Genomic DNA, 13,213 nt, shown 5'->3' with positions numbered 1-13,213 from the left:
CGATGAGGCAGAGGTAATGGTAACCATCGCTCCGGACGGTATACCTCAAGGTGATGAAACGGTCACTATCGAAACAACCTCAGCTACGGCTACCCTGAGCAGCCCCAATCTGGGCGCAACGACCCCCGGCTCCAGTATTACCGCCACATCCGACGTGAGCGGTCGGGTTATAGTACATGTAATCAACGCAATAACAGAAGTTACGGACATCTCGGCGTCATACACAGATAGCGTCGGGGATAATCATACTGTTAGCACGACGGTAAATTTCGTGGGGGACGCAACCACCGCGCATCTCGGCTACAGTGATAGCATCACGGTCGTCAAGAATAATGGAAGATATGGGGAAGGGACGGATGATTACAATATCGTAGACGTATTGGTTCGCGATAGGTACGATAACGGCGTTGTTGGTCATCCGGTAACACTGGATGTGGACGAGGCCGTTCACGCGAACATGATAGCGAACACGGATTCATCAGGCGTCGCGCGATTCGAAGTGCGGACGAGGGCACCCACCGGCGACATAGCGCACGGAAGAGATTTGAGCATTAACGCGTACACAACATCCCCGTTCTATGGCGAAAGCCACGATTTCGGTTTCAGAGCCATGAGTTTCCAAGTGTCTGCATGCGAGACCGGTTTTTACTTGTCTACGCTCGATGTGACCGTACATTGCCCCGCGCTAGCCGATGCCGTAGCCGCTAACGGGAAGTACGAGTACGACACGTTGAGTAATGAGCACTTGCCGGACGATTATGCCATACTAACGGCGTTTGACGCCGATAATTATTGCGCTGACACATACACAGGCGGCCGCTTGATCAGTGGCATCGAGTGGAACAGGCTGGCGCCGCAGATCACGTCCCCCCAGACTTGGTGGAACAACTATCAATATCATCAAATAGAGCATGGGCTTCCCAATCAGGTGGACAACATTTGGGATGATACATTTATATGGAGTCGGCCTGACATATACGGTCTCGGTGGCACGGGTTCATACTTGGTCAGAGAAACAAAAGGCGATACAGCCGTTACGACCGGGACCGAAAAGACGGACGGAGGCACCCACTTTATGGTGTACCTCCCATACAAGAACGCAATCGACAAGTTCTACGGGCCGGGGGCTAGTACATCTTATCCGTTGGGTTTAATAATGTGTGCTACTGACGGTTCGTAGGGCTGCTTGTACAGGGTCCTGTCGTTACTTTGAGCTCCCCCCTCCCACATAGTACACAAGTTCCGGATGACTTGGCCCTTGTGTGTTATGGGGGGCCAAGGCATACTGCCAGCACTAACGCCTTGTGCAGCGAATATACGCCACCAATTGCGAACATACTGCACCACCCTCTCAGCTAGACCGCTACGTAAATAGGGTCTGGCCAGGGCTTGCTCATAAAGCTGGCGTAGTTTGGCTGCAAAATTGCTTAGGGCGCGTTTGCCTGGGCCGACGTGCCCGGCTAAGTTGTATTGATGCCCAAGCCAATCAAAGCCTTTTGCGGTTTTACCGATAAAGGTTTTGTCTGGGTGTTGAGTAAAACCGAAGTGGTTAAACCATTGGTTAAGATGTTTGACCGCTTTTCGTAATGTGTGGCGGGTGTTGCACAGAAGGAGGAAGTCATCCATATAGCGGACATAGTAAACACCTTTTAGTTTTGATAGAGATTTATCAACGTTGTAAAGCTGAAATGCGCCAAGAAGCGGGCTTAGTGCGCAGCCTCGCGAGATCCCCTTGGCGGGGGTGTGAAACTCTCCGCCGTCCTCAATGCTGTAATGTAAAAATTGTCCCAACAGGTTCAACGTAATAGGACAGGAGACATACTCAGCCAATTGGTCAAAGAGTTGCAGTTTATTGATATTGCCATAATGGCCTTTAATATCGGTGCGACACACATAGGGCTTTTCACCACTACGAGTTAAAACAGATAACACTCGCTTCATGGTGTTATTGCTGTGACCCTTTACATGGGTACATTGAATATGGACGGGTAACACCGGCGTGAGCACAGTAGCCAAGCACTTCAGCACAAAGGCATCAACGCTAGACCATAACGCCACGGACTCGCCATTGGCTTTTTGAACAATTTGCAGCGGCTTAAATTGATATCGATTAGCAAGTAAGTCAGATTTAACTTGCCCACAACCAGTATCGGCATACTTAAACAAAAAATCCCACACATCGGCATTGGGCGGAAACCTCTTACGTGATTTACGCAGCCAAGCGAGCGCTTTGTCCATCACCCCATCGGAGCAAAGCTGCGCGATGGTGGTATCCTGGATGATTTTCATTACTAAACGTCGGCCCTTTTTTGAAAGTCTGTATTGATAATATATGTGAGGCCTAGTTAAAGCGTTTTATATCTATTTGTTTATTTTTAAAACTATTTGTTTATTTTTAAAAATAGATTTTAAGTTTTTATAAGTAGGTTTTGAGGTTGAATTGATTAAGCTTAAATCAATTGAGAGTCAATAGAACAGGATACTAAATCACGACTTAACGAAATCATTAATAATTGAATAGGAATATGTTGACACTCTACCAATAAACCACTTTTGAAGTGAACGATTAGTACTTAATCGTTAAAATATCGACTAGTAATAAAATCGAAGAATTCTCCATACCGAAATACAGTGCTGTTTCGTCGTATGATGAACCAACATCGGAAAAATTAATAATGGACTTAAAAATAATGAACAATACTGCGAAAGTTATACTGCTGGCCTCAATGCTTCCTTTCGTTGCTAACGCAGCACAAGAGCTCACTCCTTGGTATGTCGGTGGTGGTATCGGTGCAAATAATTACGAGCCAAACTGCGATGTAAAAACGATGAAAAGCTGTGGCAAAGATGATCCATATGCATGGGATGTATTTGCTGGTTACCTCTTCAACGATTATTTTGGTGTTGAGCTGGGTTATCGTGATCTTGGGCGCGCTGAATGGGTTGATTACGCCAACAAGATGAATGATGTTGGCGGCAAAGGTATGACCCTTGGCGTAGTCGGTTTTTGGCCTATTGCTGACCTTTGGAGTTTATCGGCAGAAACGGGTTTAATGAACTACCTACTTTCAAACAATAAAGAGTATGGTAGTGAGTATTACAGTGATAGTGGAATTGCTCCCTATGTCGGCGCCAGTATAGGCTATAACATCTCTAAAAACCTTAAACTGCAAGCTAAGTATCGTCGCTATGAAGGATTAGATGAAGATAAATGGAACACCCTTGCCATGGATAGCAATTACTGGGGATTTGAACTTAGCTACCGGTTTGGTACTCCTGCACCAACAGTTGTTGCTCCAACAGTTGTTGCCGCTATTGATTCAGATAACGATGGTGTTACAGATGATATAGATCGCTGTGCCGATACTCCGACAACTTTTAAGGTTGACTTAAAAGGTTGTACTATCTATGCAGAAACAACCAAACAACGCGATATCGGTTCAATTCAGTTTGCTAACAACTCATCAGTTGTTAAAATGGAATCATATGAGCGCATTGAAAAACTCGCGACTTATATGCATCTGGACCCGAAAACAACAGTATTCATTTCAGGCCATGCATCTGACGTAGGTAAAGCCGATTATAATATGGAGTTATCTGATAGTCGTGCCAAAGCCATAGCTCAAATACTGGTGGAACAATACGATATTGCCCCGTCTCGCATAGAAGCGAAAGGTTTCGGTATCACGCAACCGATTATCGAAGGTAATAGCGCTGAAGCCAACAAGGTTAACCGTCGAATAGAAGTTCATATTACAGAAGTAACCAAAGAAGCGCTGACTAAATAGTCATCATCTTTTCTATCTCTTAATAAACACGCTGCTCTTGTGCAGCGTGTTTTATCGCAACCCTGACACATCGGTTCTGTCGCAAACAAAGACCGTGCCGCTGTAAATTGAGAAAATAGACCTCCTCAGATATACTAGGCCGCTATAGAATAAAATTGTTCCATGGGTCATAACTATAGTCAGTCCAATTACCCCTGCTGAATCATCGACTAAACATCAACGCCTGCCATTGCAGCCTCTGCCCTCCCCAATACCTCCAACCGAGACATTGATACGTTTTCCCTTTACTTTTGATGGCGTTGCGCGACAGTATTGTTCAAATATTAACGATCAAAACCTCAATGGACTGCCCCGAGTCTTATGGACAAATTTCATCTAAGCTTGGACTGCCCCGGGTCTTATGGACAAATTTCACCTAAACTTGGACTGCCCCGGGTCTTATGGACAAATTTCACCTAAGCTTTTTGCATAGGAGATATGTTTATGAGTGGACAACGATATACCCCAGAATTTAAAGAAGAAGCCATTAAACAAGTGCTAGAACGTGGCTATACAACTGCTGATGTTGCAGAGCGCTTGGGCGTGTCTCAGCACAGTATTTATAAATGGGTCAAAGCAGCTAAATCCTCCTCAAACCAATTGAGCGATGAAGAGCTTATCGAAGCAAAGAAAGAAATTCTTCGACTCCGAGGTCAACTCAAACGGACTGAAGAAGAGCGAGATATTCTAAAAAAGGCCGCAAGGTACTTTGCAAGTCAGCCCGAGTAATACCAATCAGTATAAGAAAGTGATCTACTCAGAACTATTTTTGGCAAACTAATTCGAGGCGAATAAGTGATGCAATGGTGATCCCTTGTGAGGTTATTCAACGAAGAAATAGGCAGCCCAAAAAGCTCCCAAAGGGCGAGCTTTAGCGGTTCTGATGCGGTGTTAACGAACTTGAACGTAGAGCAACTATGTCCTTCATTCGTTGCCTTGCCTCAGAACCGCTAAACTCTCGCTGAGCGATCACATCTTTATACTGATTGGTATAAAGTATCAATTTATTCTTGACCATCAGCACTGCTTTAAAGTACTTACGATGTGTCGTGTGCTGAAAATCGCCAGGGCTGGTTATTATGCGTGGCTGCATGAGCCTGTATCGGTACGGGCTCAAGAAGATCAACGGCTACTGCAACTTATTCGCGCATCCTATGATGCAAGTTACGGCATTTATGGCTATCGACGCGTCAGCCTCGATCTCAAAGAGCTGGGAGAGTGTTGCGGCAAAAATCGTGTCCACCGGATCATGAAAGCTAACGATATTGCGGCTGTACGGGGTTATAAACGTCACAAAGGCACCTATGGCCGCCCCTCTATCATTATGCCGAACCGACTCAACAGAGAGTTTTCTGTTGAAACTCCGGATAAAGCCTGGGTGACCGATATTACTTACATCAGAACTTGGCAAGGTTGGCTCTACTTAGCTGTGGTACTCGACCTGTATTCTCGTAAGATCGTCGGCTGGTCGATGAAACCCACCTTGGCTAAGGAGATCGTACTGGATGCATTATTGATGGCCATATGGCGTCGTAGACCGACTGAAAGTGTAATCATACACTCAGACCAAGGCTCACAGTACGCCAGTGGTGACTGGCAAAAGTTTTGTCAGCGGCATAACCTTAAACCAAGCATGAGTCGTCGTGGCCGAATCGTTTTTTAGCTGTTTAAAAAAGGAAAGGATTAAAAAACGGATCTACAAAACCCGTGAACTGGCGCGTAGCGATATCTTCGATTACATCGAAGTATTTTATCATCGCCAGCGACGCCATACGCACCTTGGTGGAGTGAGTCCAGAGGCATTCGAAGCTGTCTCAAAATGAGGCTGTAAAATGTCTAGGGTTCTGGGGCTAGTCCAATTTTAGAAAAATCCTAAAGGATTAACATCGTAACTTACCAATAGGTTCTTGGTATTCTGGTAATGCTCTAACATCATCTTATGAGTCTCACGACCTATTCCAGACTTTTTATAACCGCCAAATGCAGCGTGGGCGGGGTAGGCGTGATAGCAGTTAATCCAGACTCGTCCGGATTGAATGCCACGCCCCATGCGCTGCGCCTTGTTCATATCACGGGTCCAGACACCGGCGCCTAAGCCATACTCGGTATCATTGGCGATAGCTAAGGCTTCGGCTTCATCCTTAAAAGTGGTTACCGAAATAACGGGTCCGAAGATCTCCTCCTGGAAGATGCGCATATCGTTGGTGCCTTTTAGTATGGTGGGCTCGATATAATACCCGTTACTCTGGTCTCCATCTAACTTACATATGTCACCACCGAGTAACACCTCTGCCCCCTCGTCTTTACCTATCTGCAGGTAGCTAAGTATCTTATCGATCTGTTCCATGGATGCTTGAGCACCAACTTGAGTACCTGTATCTAATGGATCACCCTGCTTGATTGTTTTGGCGCGTTCAATAACTTTCGCAATAAACGCTTCGTAGATCGACTCCTGGATAAGTACCCGAGACGGACAGGAACAGACTTCACCTTGGTTAAAGAAGGCTAACAACATGCCCTCAACTGCCTTGTTCAGGTATTCGTCTTCCTGCTCCATTACATCGGCAAAGAAAACATTGGGAGACTTTCCACCTAGTTCGACGGTCGATGGAATTAATGACCCCGCAGCGCACTTTAGAATATGGCGTCCAACTTCGGTCGAGCCTGTGAATGCCAGTTTTGCAATTCGTTCGCTGGTAGCCAGAGCTTGTCCGGCCTCGGCGCCAAATCCATTGACTACATTGAGTATTCCCGGCGGTAACAGGTCTTCAATCAACTCCAGTATCACCAGAATTGAGACCGGTGTCTGCTCGGCAGGTTTGAGTACGATGCAATTTCCCGCCGCAAGGGCCGGAGCAATTTTCCAGGCAGCCATCAAGAGTGGAAAGTTCCATGGAATGATCTGACCGACGACACCTAAAGGCTCCGGGAAGTGGTAGCTGACGGTATTCGAATCGATATCGGCCGCGCTTCCCTCCTGGGCACGGATACAACCGGCGAAATATCTGAAATGGTCTACGAATAGAGGCAGATCGGCATTAATAGTCTCACGTACCGCCTTACCATTTTCCCAGCACTCTGCGACAGCAAGGGACTCTAAATTTTGCTCCACTCTGTCGGCAATTCTCAGTAGCAGATTAGAGCGTTCGGTTACCGATGTTAGCCCCCAGGATTCCCGAGCAGCGTGAGCGGCATCCAGAGCGAGTTCTATATCGCGCTCATCGGATCGGGGGACCTGGCAAAAGGTCTGTCCATTTACCGGAGAGATATTGCCAAAGTACTTGCCACCGATAGGCGCTATCCATTCACCGCCGATATAATTGGCGTAATGGCTTTTGAAGTTGACTAGTGCGTCAGAGGTACCGGGTTGTGCGTATTTCATAATTGAACTCCATATTATTAAAGTCATATTTTTGATAATTTTTTTACTAATAAAGACAAACCAACTGAAAATCGGTTTTGTCATAAACTCAGAATTTGTCACTGTAAATTGAGATACTAAATATTTCAGATGCTACAATAGTCGATAAGACATACCAGATCGGATAACGCATTATTGCAATTACCTTATGTCACTACACAAAGAAAACACTGAAATAATTGCTTTCATGAAAAATTGTTTAACAACGTAAAAAAAGGGAGGGAATCCTTTCCCCGTAAAAAAGAGATACTTCCCTATAGTTAGTAGCGCCGAATAAATAAGAGTAAACTTTTAAAGTCAGGTTGATGTTAATTATTTTATACAGTGGAGAATAATTAAGGCTGTTTATATAAATATAATTATCGATTAATAATTTTTTTAAGCTGCTTTCAGGCCTTATTTTCCTAAATCGAATGAACCTTTTGCTGTTAGCGTGATCTGCTCTCCCAAGATAGCGATGCGAAAGCAGCAAAATGGGAAAATCTAAGCATAAAATAACCAACTGGTCTCAGTACAACGAAGCACTGGTCAATCGTGGATCTCTGACGTTCTGGATTGATGAGCAAGCCATTAAGTCTTGGCGATGCACCGAACACCATGGTCGTCGTGGTCGAGGGTATATTTACTCCAATGTAGCTATTGAAACTGCACTGGTTGTTAAAGGCGTATTCAACTTGTCACTCCGACCATGAGAAGGCTTTACCAACTCTGTATTCCAGCTTATGGGTGTCCACTGACCTCCCCGAGTTACAGCTGTATCAGTAAACGAGCTAAGACTGTTGAAATCAAGTATCGTGCAAAGAGTCATGGTCCTGTGTCACATGTTGTTATTGACCAACAGGTCTCAAAGTTCACGGTGAAGGAGAATCGAAAAACCGTATGCATGGCAAAGAAAAGCGCCGTATCTGGCGTAAGCTACACCTCGCAGTAGATAGTAATACTCATGTGATGATGTCAGCTGAAGTCACCTTGGTTAACATTGCCGATAATGAAGCGTTACCAACATTGCTCAACCCGTTGAGAAGACGTATAGCTCAGGTCTCGGCTTATGGCGCATACAATACCAAGGCATGCCATAAGCTATTTCAGCGCAAGGGTTGCAAACCCACTATTTCACCCATAAGTAATACAGGGGACAGGGAGGATGAGCACCCGAGAAATGAGGCAGTAAAAGTACTCAGAGTATCCTATTATCACAATGGAAACTGGACAATGATTGTCACCAGAGATCACTCTCTGAGACGGCCATGTACCGATACAAGCAACTGATTAGTCAGAAACTTAGCCTACGAGATTATAATGCTCAAGTAGATGAAGCGTTGGCGGATGTAAAGGCGATGAACAAAGTCATATGACTAGGCATGCCGATTAGGAAATAAGCTGCTTAGCTCGGTAAAATGGCTGGTACAGCTACATCTAAAGCGAGTATTTGATCAACAACGCCCCGCTTCTATGTAGTTACGTCCAACGAAGAGCGGGATTACACTTTGTTGTTAGCGGCTGGGAACTTTCCAGGTTCTATCGCAAATTGAGATTTCGTCACTACAAATGAAAGGCTGTGTTTTCGTAAACAGTTGTTTAGATACTCAAGGTCTCGTTTAACCAATCACGCCCTCTAGAAAATTCCTCAAAAGCGGTGCTTCGCCACTAAGCCAAATAATTTGCCCCTCCACTCTCGGATAAGTAAAGGCCCTGCAGTTCTTTTCGTCCTTGTATATTGAGGCCAAGAATGGTGAAAATGGTCTTACTGACATAGCGACCATTGTCTCTGACTTTACAGTGAATGGCATCCAACAAGACAAAAGGATAATGGCTATCCAAGGGGCGTTGTTGTCACTCCTTCAGTTCCGTGATCAACCTGTCGGTGACACTGCTGTTCGTCGCTTGAGAGACGTCCAAGGCATACATTTCACTTACATGTTGACGCATCCCCTTATAACTCATGGCCAGAGCGAACTTGGAGAGAATTTTACGACCGATTTCATCGGTAAGCCTGATCTGGTTTTTCTTAACCAACGGAGAAGAAAAGCTACCGCTGCAATCTCTTTGGGTGTCTAGTTCAAAGCTACCATTGGCGGATTTTGCAGTTTTGATTGTCGTGCTATTTTTTCGATTGGTCTCATCGCAAGTTTCGAGATGGTGCTCGGGCTCAGCTTTAAGCGCCGCTTCGGTCAATTGCTTGATAAGTGGTGTGAGAACTCCCTCTTTACCTGATTGTATTGCTTTTAAAGCTTGTTCAAAGTCAAATGAGTTGGACATATGTCATTTCTGTTTTCTATTATTCTACTGAAATGGCACAGATTTCTTAACGTTACCATTCTATTCTTTAGCGGCCTAGTTATGTCTGAGGAAGTCCGTTTCCTCAATTTATAGCGGCTTGATATCGAACCTGAAATAGTCCCTCCGCCAAATTCGCTGTACCTCCGCCAAATTCGCTGTAATAGTCGATTACAGCATTTAACGCCTGTTCGCTGTTTGGGTTCTCAAAGCAGTTCACTAGCAGGTTAACCAGCTTTAAATCTATATGATGTTGCTCAATGGCCAATTTAGAAACGCATGAGTGACTAATTTTAATCATTGTCTCGCTTTTGCATTCGCCTGATTCAGTTTTAGTAATCGATAGTAAGCATCTGTGAAAGTTTGCGTTAGCGTTAAAACTAGCGGCCAAAGTTAAAGTTAGTGCCAGTGTTGCTAGTCTAGTTTTCATAGTTCCCCATCGTAGTGTGATTTAGATATAGGTAAAAGATACGTTAGAAGGGGCCCCTACTAAAAGCCATTCTTTTTCTGACATTTCAATGCGATTAACTACTTTCCTCTTAGCACCAGCCTTAACCATCTTAATTTGTGCAATTAACAAAGCTGGGGTGTCAGACAGAGTGGTTGTTGAATCACTTATAGCTGGAGTACTGACCAATGCCATTAAAGAGGCTACAAGAGTTGATTTGTAAGATATTAGTTTATACATTTATGGAGTGTCCTTTATTTGAATTTGCAGTGGTTATATAAAAATAATTTAGTCAATAGTTTTAAATAGATACAATGTAGCAAAGGTTCTGTCGCTAACTGAGATTACGGTGTTAAAGACTGGGAAAAGGACTCCCTTAGATACACAGGGGTCGCTAAACCGAGGTCGCTAAAAAGTAAAATCGTCCCATAATACCCACCATATCTTCGGCAATATGAGATTCTGAAAGAGAAAAAGTATTTATATGATAGAGAATGTCAAATTTACTGCCGCAAGCCAATAAATTAAAGTTTATAAAAGTTTAATTATTTATTTAAATCCCATTTCAAAGATCCCCCCTAACCCTAAAGCACTCCGGTGATCAGGCTGATATAAATTATTTACCAGAGCATTGATGATTAAACGAATCTCTCTTCTTAGGGGGCTATCACAAACAGAAATCTCGTCGCTATAAATTGAGGCGACGAACTTCCTCAGACATAACTAGGCCACTAAAGAATAGAATTGTTGCCACGACTAATTTTTTGTAGTGTTCAGCATTCTGTTCTATTGACTCTAATTGATTTAAGCTTAATCAATTCAACCTTAGAACCTACTTATAAAAATAAATAGATGTTAAAATGCTTTAACTAGTCCTCACATATATTATCAATGCAGACTTTCAAAAAAGGGCTGGCGTTTATTAATGAAAATCATCCAGGATACCACCATCGCGCAGCTTTGCTCCGATGGGGTGATGGACAAAGCGCTCGCTTGGCTGCGTAAATCACGTAAGAGGTTTCCGCCCAATGCCGATGTGTGGGATTTTTTGTTTAAGTATGCCGATACTGGTTGTGGGCAAGTTAAATCTGACTTACTTGCTAATCGATATCAATTTAAGCCGCTGCAAATTGTTCAAAAAGCCAATGGCGAGTCCGTGGCGTTATGGTCTAGCGTTGATGCCTTTGTGCTGAAGTGCTTGGCTATCGTGCTCACGCCGGTGTTACCCGTCCATATTCAATGTACCCATGTGAAAGGTCACAGCAATAACACCATGAAGCGAGTGTTATCTGTATTAACTCGCAGTGGTGAAAAGCCCTATGTGTGTCGCACCGATATTAAAGGCCATTATGGCAATATCAATAAACTGCAACTCTTTGACCAATTGGCTGAGTATGTCTCCTGTCCTATTACGTTGAACCTGTTGGGACAATTTTTACATTACAGCATTGAGGACGGCGGAGAGTTTCACACCCCCGCCAAGGGGATCTCGCGAGGCTGCGCACTAAGCCCGCTTCTTGCCGCATTTCAGCTTTACAACGTTGATAAATCTCTATCAAAACTAAAAGGTGTTTACTATGTCCGCTATATGGATGACTTCCTCCTTCTGTGCAACACCCGCCACACATTACGAAAAGCGGTCAAACATCTTAACCAATGGTTTAACCACTTCGGTTTTACTCAACACCCAGACAAAACCTTTATCGGTAAAACCGCAAAAGGCTTTGATTGGCTTGGGCATCAATACAACTTAGCCGGGCACGTCGGCCCAGGCAAACGCGCCCTACGCAATTTTGCAGCCAAACTACGCCAGCTTTATGAGCAAGCCCTGGCCAGACCCTATTTACGTAGCGGTCTAGCTGAGAGGGTGGTGCAGTATGTTCGCAATTGGTGGCGTATATTCGCTGCACAAGGCGTTAGTGTCGGCAGTATGCCTTGGCCCCCCATAACACACAAGGGCCAAGTCATCCGGAACTTGTGTACGGTGTGAGAGGGGGGAGCACTTAGTAGCGTCAGGTTGACATCCGCCCATCCCAGAATTTTATGTACCGTCCTTAGTGCACATGCCTAGACCCGCCGAGACCAATTACAGGGGCGCGGCCCGGTTTTACGCTCTAAATCTATGACCTTCGCGGGAACTTTAGTCTAATCTGTACCGCCGTCTACTGCCGTGCCCGCGGGTCACGGCTGTGGCGCCCGAGGTTCGACGGGGCAAGTTCACTCATCCTTTCCAGGCCCTGAGGCTGTACACGTCGGTTTCGGCCCAATAAAAGTTACGACGGGGAACCCCCGATGCAAAACGGATGACCAGAGGCTACCGTGCCTGATCTGGAAGTAATCTGTTGGCACGTACGACAGATTAGACGGTGATGTAAACGTCGAATGGTCCCATTCTGCGGAGCTGATTAACCGACTACGGGAGTAAGTTTACGCACAATAATCATCGGCGATGTACGCGGAAGGGACAGCGGGAGAGACCGTGGAGTTCACGTCCGTGTCAGACAGGTAATCATACTGACCGTTCGCTGCCGCCGCGCTCGACGTCACGGGGCCGTAAAGGGTCAACGTCTAAGGCAGACAAGTACGTTCCCACTGTGTCAGTGCGACCCTCGGCTTGGAGCTCATTGCATCAGAGGTTTCTGCTTGCGGTGCGCCGGAGAACCTGCTGTCGTGGACGCTTTAACAGCCAAATCGGTGGCGGCCTTAATATATTCTTGGGGGGACGCCTTCCGCACTTCGAATCGCGCGACGCCTAAAGAGTTAGTGTTCACGGGCACATTGTCATTTATAGCTCTCGGCACATTACGAGTAACCGGATGCCCAGCCACGGGGTTATCGTTCCCATCGATAACCAAGACGTCAACTATAATGTAATCATCCGTCCCTGCCCCATATAGAGCGTTATTCTTTACAATTGTGCTGGCGTCAGTGGCGGAGTTGGGGAGACGCGCGGTATCTCCTTCCCCCCCGAAATTTACCGTCGTGCTAACAATGTGTGTATCCGCACCGCTATCTGTGTATGACGCCGAGATGTCCGTAAATTCTGCTATTGCGTTGATTACATGTACTATAACCCGACCGCTCACGTCGGATGTGGCGGTAATACTGGTACCGGGGGACGTTGCGCCCAGATTGGGGCTGCTCAGGGTAGCCGTAGCTGAGGTTGTTTCGATAGTGACCGTTTCATCACCTTGAGGTATACCGTCCGGAGCGATGGTTACCATTACCTCTGCCTCATCG

The 13,213-nt window shown here is 45.4% G+C and carries 6 protein-coding genes and 4 pseudogenes; 6 read left to right on the top strand and 4 right to left on the bottom strand.

Annotated elements, in window-relative coordinates:
- Positions 1–1,180, top strand: a 1,180-nt coding sequence (locus EKG39_RS23000; protein WP_221767390.1) for an Ig-like domain-containing protein, incomplete at its 5' end; no start/stop codon positions are given.
- Here the strand turns inward: EKG39_RS23000 and EKG39_RS22995 are convergent.
- Positions 1,138–2,289, bottom strand: a complete 1,152-nt coding sequence (locus EKG39_RS22995) for a reverse transcriptase domain-containing protein (RefSeq protein ID WP_221767389.1) — start codon at positions 2,287–2,289, stop codon at positions 1,138–1,140. The genes EKG39_RS23000 and EKG39_RS22995 overlap by 43 nt on opposite strands.
- Positions 2,290–2,675: 386 nt before the next feature.
- Between EKG39_RS22995 and EKG39_RS22990 the strand changes: the two genes are divergently transcribed.
- The 3 genes and pseudogenes from EKG39_RS22990 to EKG39_RS22975 all read left to right on the top strand — a co-directional run.
- A complete protein-coding gene (locus EKG39_RS22990; RefSeq protein WP_246028596.1) occupies positions 2,676–3,788 on the top strand; it encodes an OmpA family protein in 1,113 nt (370 codons plus the stop codon).
- A gap of 483 nt (positions 3,789–4,271) precedes the next feature.
- A pseudogene (locus EKG39_RS22985) lies at positions 4,272–4,555 on the top strand (transposase); the annotation flags it as partial.
- Between the two features lie 263 nt (positions 4,556–4,818).
- Positions 4,819–5,650: pseudogene (locus EKG39_RS22975) on the top strand (IS3 family transposase); the annotation flags it as partial.
- A 38-nt stretch (positions 5,651–5,688) separates the two neighbouring features.
- Here the strand turns inward: EKG39_RS22975 and exaC are convergent.
- Positions 5,689–7,209, bottom strand: coding sequence for an acetaldehyde dehydrogenase ExaC (gene exaC / locus EKG39_RS22970; protein ID WP_126508285.1), 1,521 nt, complete (start codon positions 7,207–7,209; stop codon positions 5,689–5,691).
- Positions 7,210–7,721: 512 nt separating this feature from the next.
- Between exaC and EKG39_RS22965 the strand changes: the two are divergent.
- Positions 7,722–8,603 (top strand): annotated as a pseudogene (locus tag EKG39_RS22965) (IS5 family transposase).
- A 301-nt stretch (positions 8,604–8,904) separates the two neighbouring features.
- On the opposite strand, the pseudogene EKG39_RS22955 reads toward EKG39_RS22965, so the two are convergent.
- Positions 8,905–9,507, bottom strand: a pseudogene (locus tag EKG39_RS22955) (transposase); the annotation flags it as partial.
- A 469-nt stretch (positions 9,508–9,976) separates the two neighbouring features.
- Complete coding sequence (locus EKG39_RS22950) at positions 9,977–10,213, bottom strand: hypothetical protein (protein WP_126508282.1); 237 nt, start codon at positions 10,211–10,213, stop codon at positions 9,977–9,979.
- A 685-nt stretch (positions 10,214–10,898) separates the two neighbouring features.
- Here EKG39_RS22950 and EKG39_RS22945 point away from each other — a divergent pair.
- Complete coding sequence (locus tag EKG39_RS22945) at positions 10,899–11,963, top strand: reverse transcriptase domain-containing protein (RefSeq protein WP_221767386.1); 1,065 nt, start codon at positions 10,899–10,901, stop codon at positions 11,961–11,963.
- Positions 11,964–13,213 lie beyond the last annotated feature (1,250 nt).

Source organism: Shewanella atlantica, assembly GCF_003966265.1.
Lineage (GTDB): Bacteria > Pseudomonadota > Gammaproteobacteria > Enterobacterales > Shewanellaceae > Shewanella > Shewanella atlantica.
Note: the sequence above shows the minus strand (reverse complement) of the source record. Positions and strands in the feature narration are given on the sequence as shown.

Excerpts from the sequence above, each read along its gene's own strand:
- EKG39_RS22950 (WP_126508282.1), bottom strand. The coding sequence starts at position 10,213 with ATGTATAAACTAATATCTTACAAATCAACTCTTGTAGCCTCTTTAATG.
- EKG39_RS22990 (WP_246028596.1), top strand. The coding sequence starts at position 2,676 with ATGGACTTAAAAATAATGAACAATACTGCGAAAGTTATACTGCTGGCC.
- exaC (WP_126508285.1), bottom strand. The coding sequence starts at position 7,209 with ATGAAATACGCACAACCCGGTACCTCTGACGCACTAGTCAACTTCAAA.
- EKG39_RS22995 (WP_221767389.1), bottom strand. The coding sequence starts at position 2,289 with ATGAAAATCATCCAGGATACCACCATCGCGCAGCTTTGCTCCGATGGG.
- EKG39_RS22945 (WP_221767386.1), top strand. The coding sequence starts at position 10,899 with ATGAAAATCATCCAGGATACCACCATCGCGCAGCTTTGCTCCGATGGG.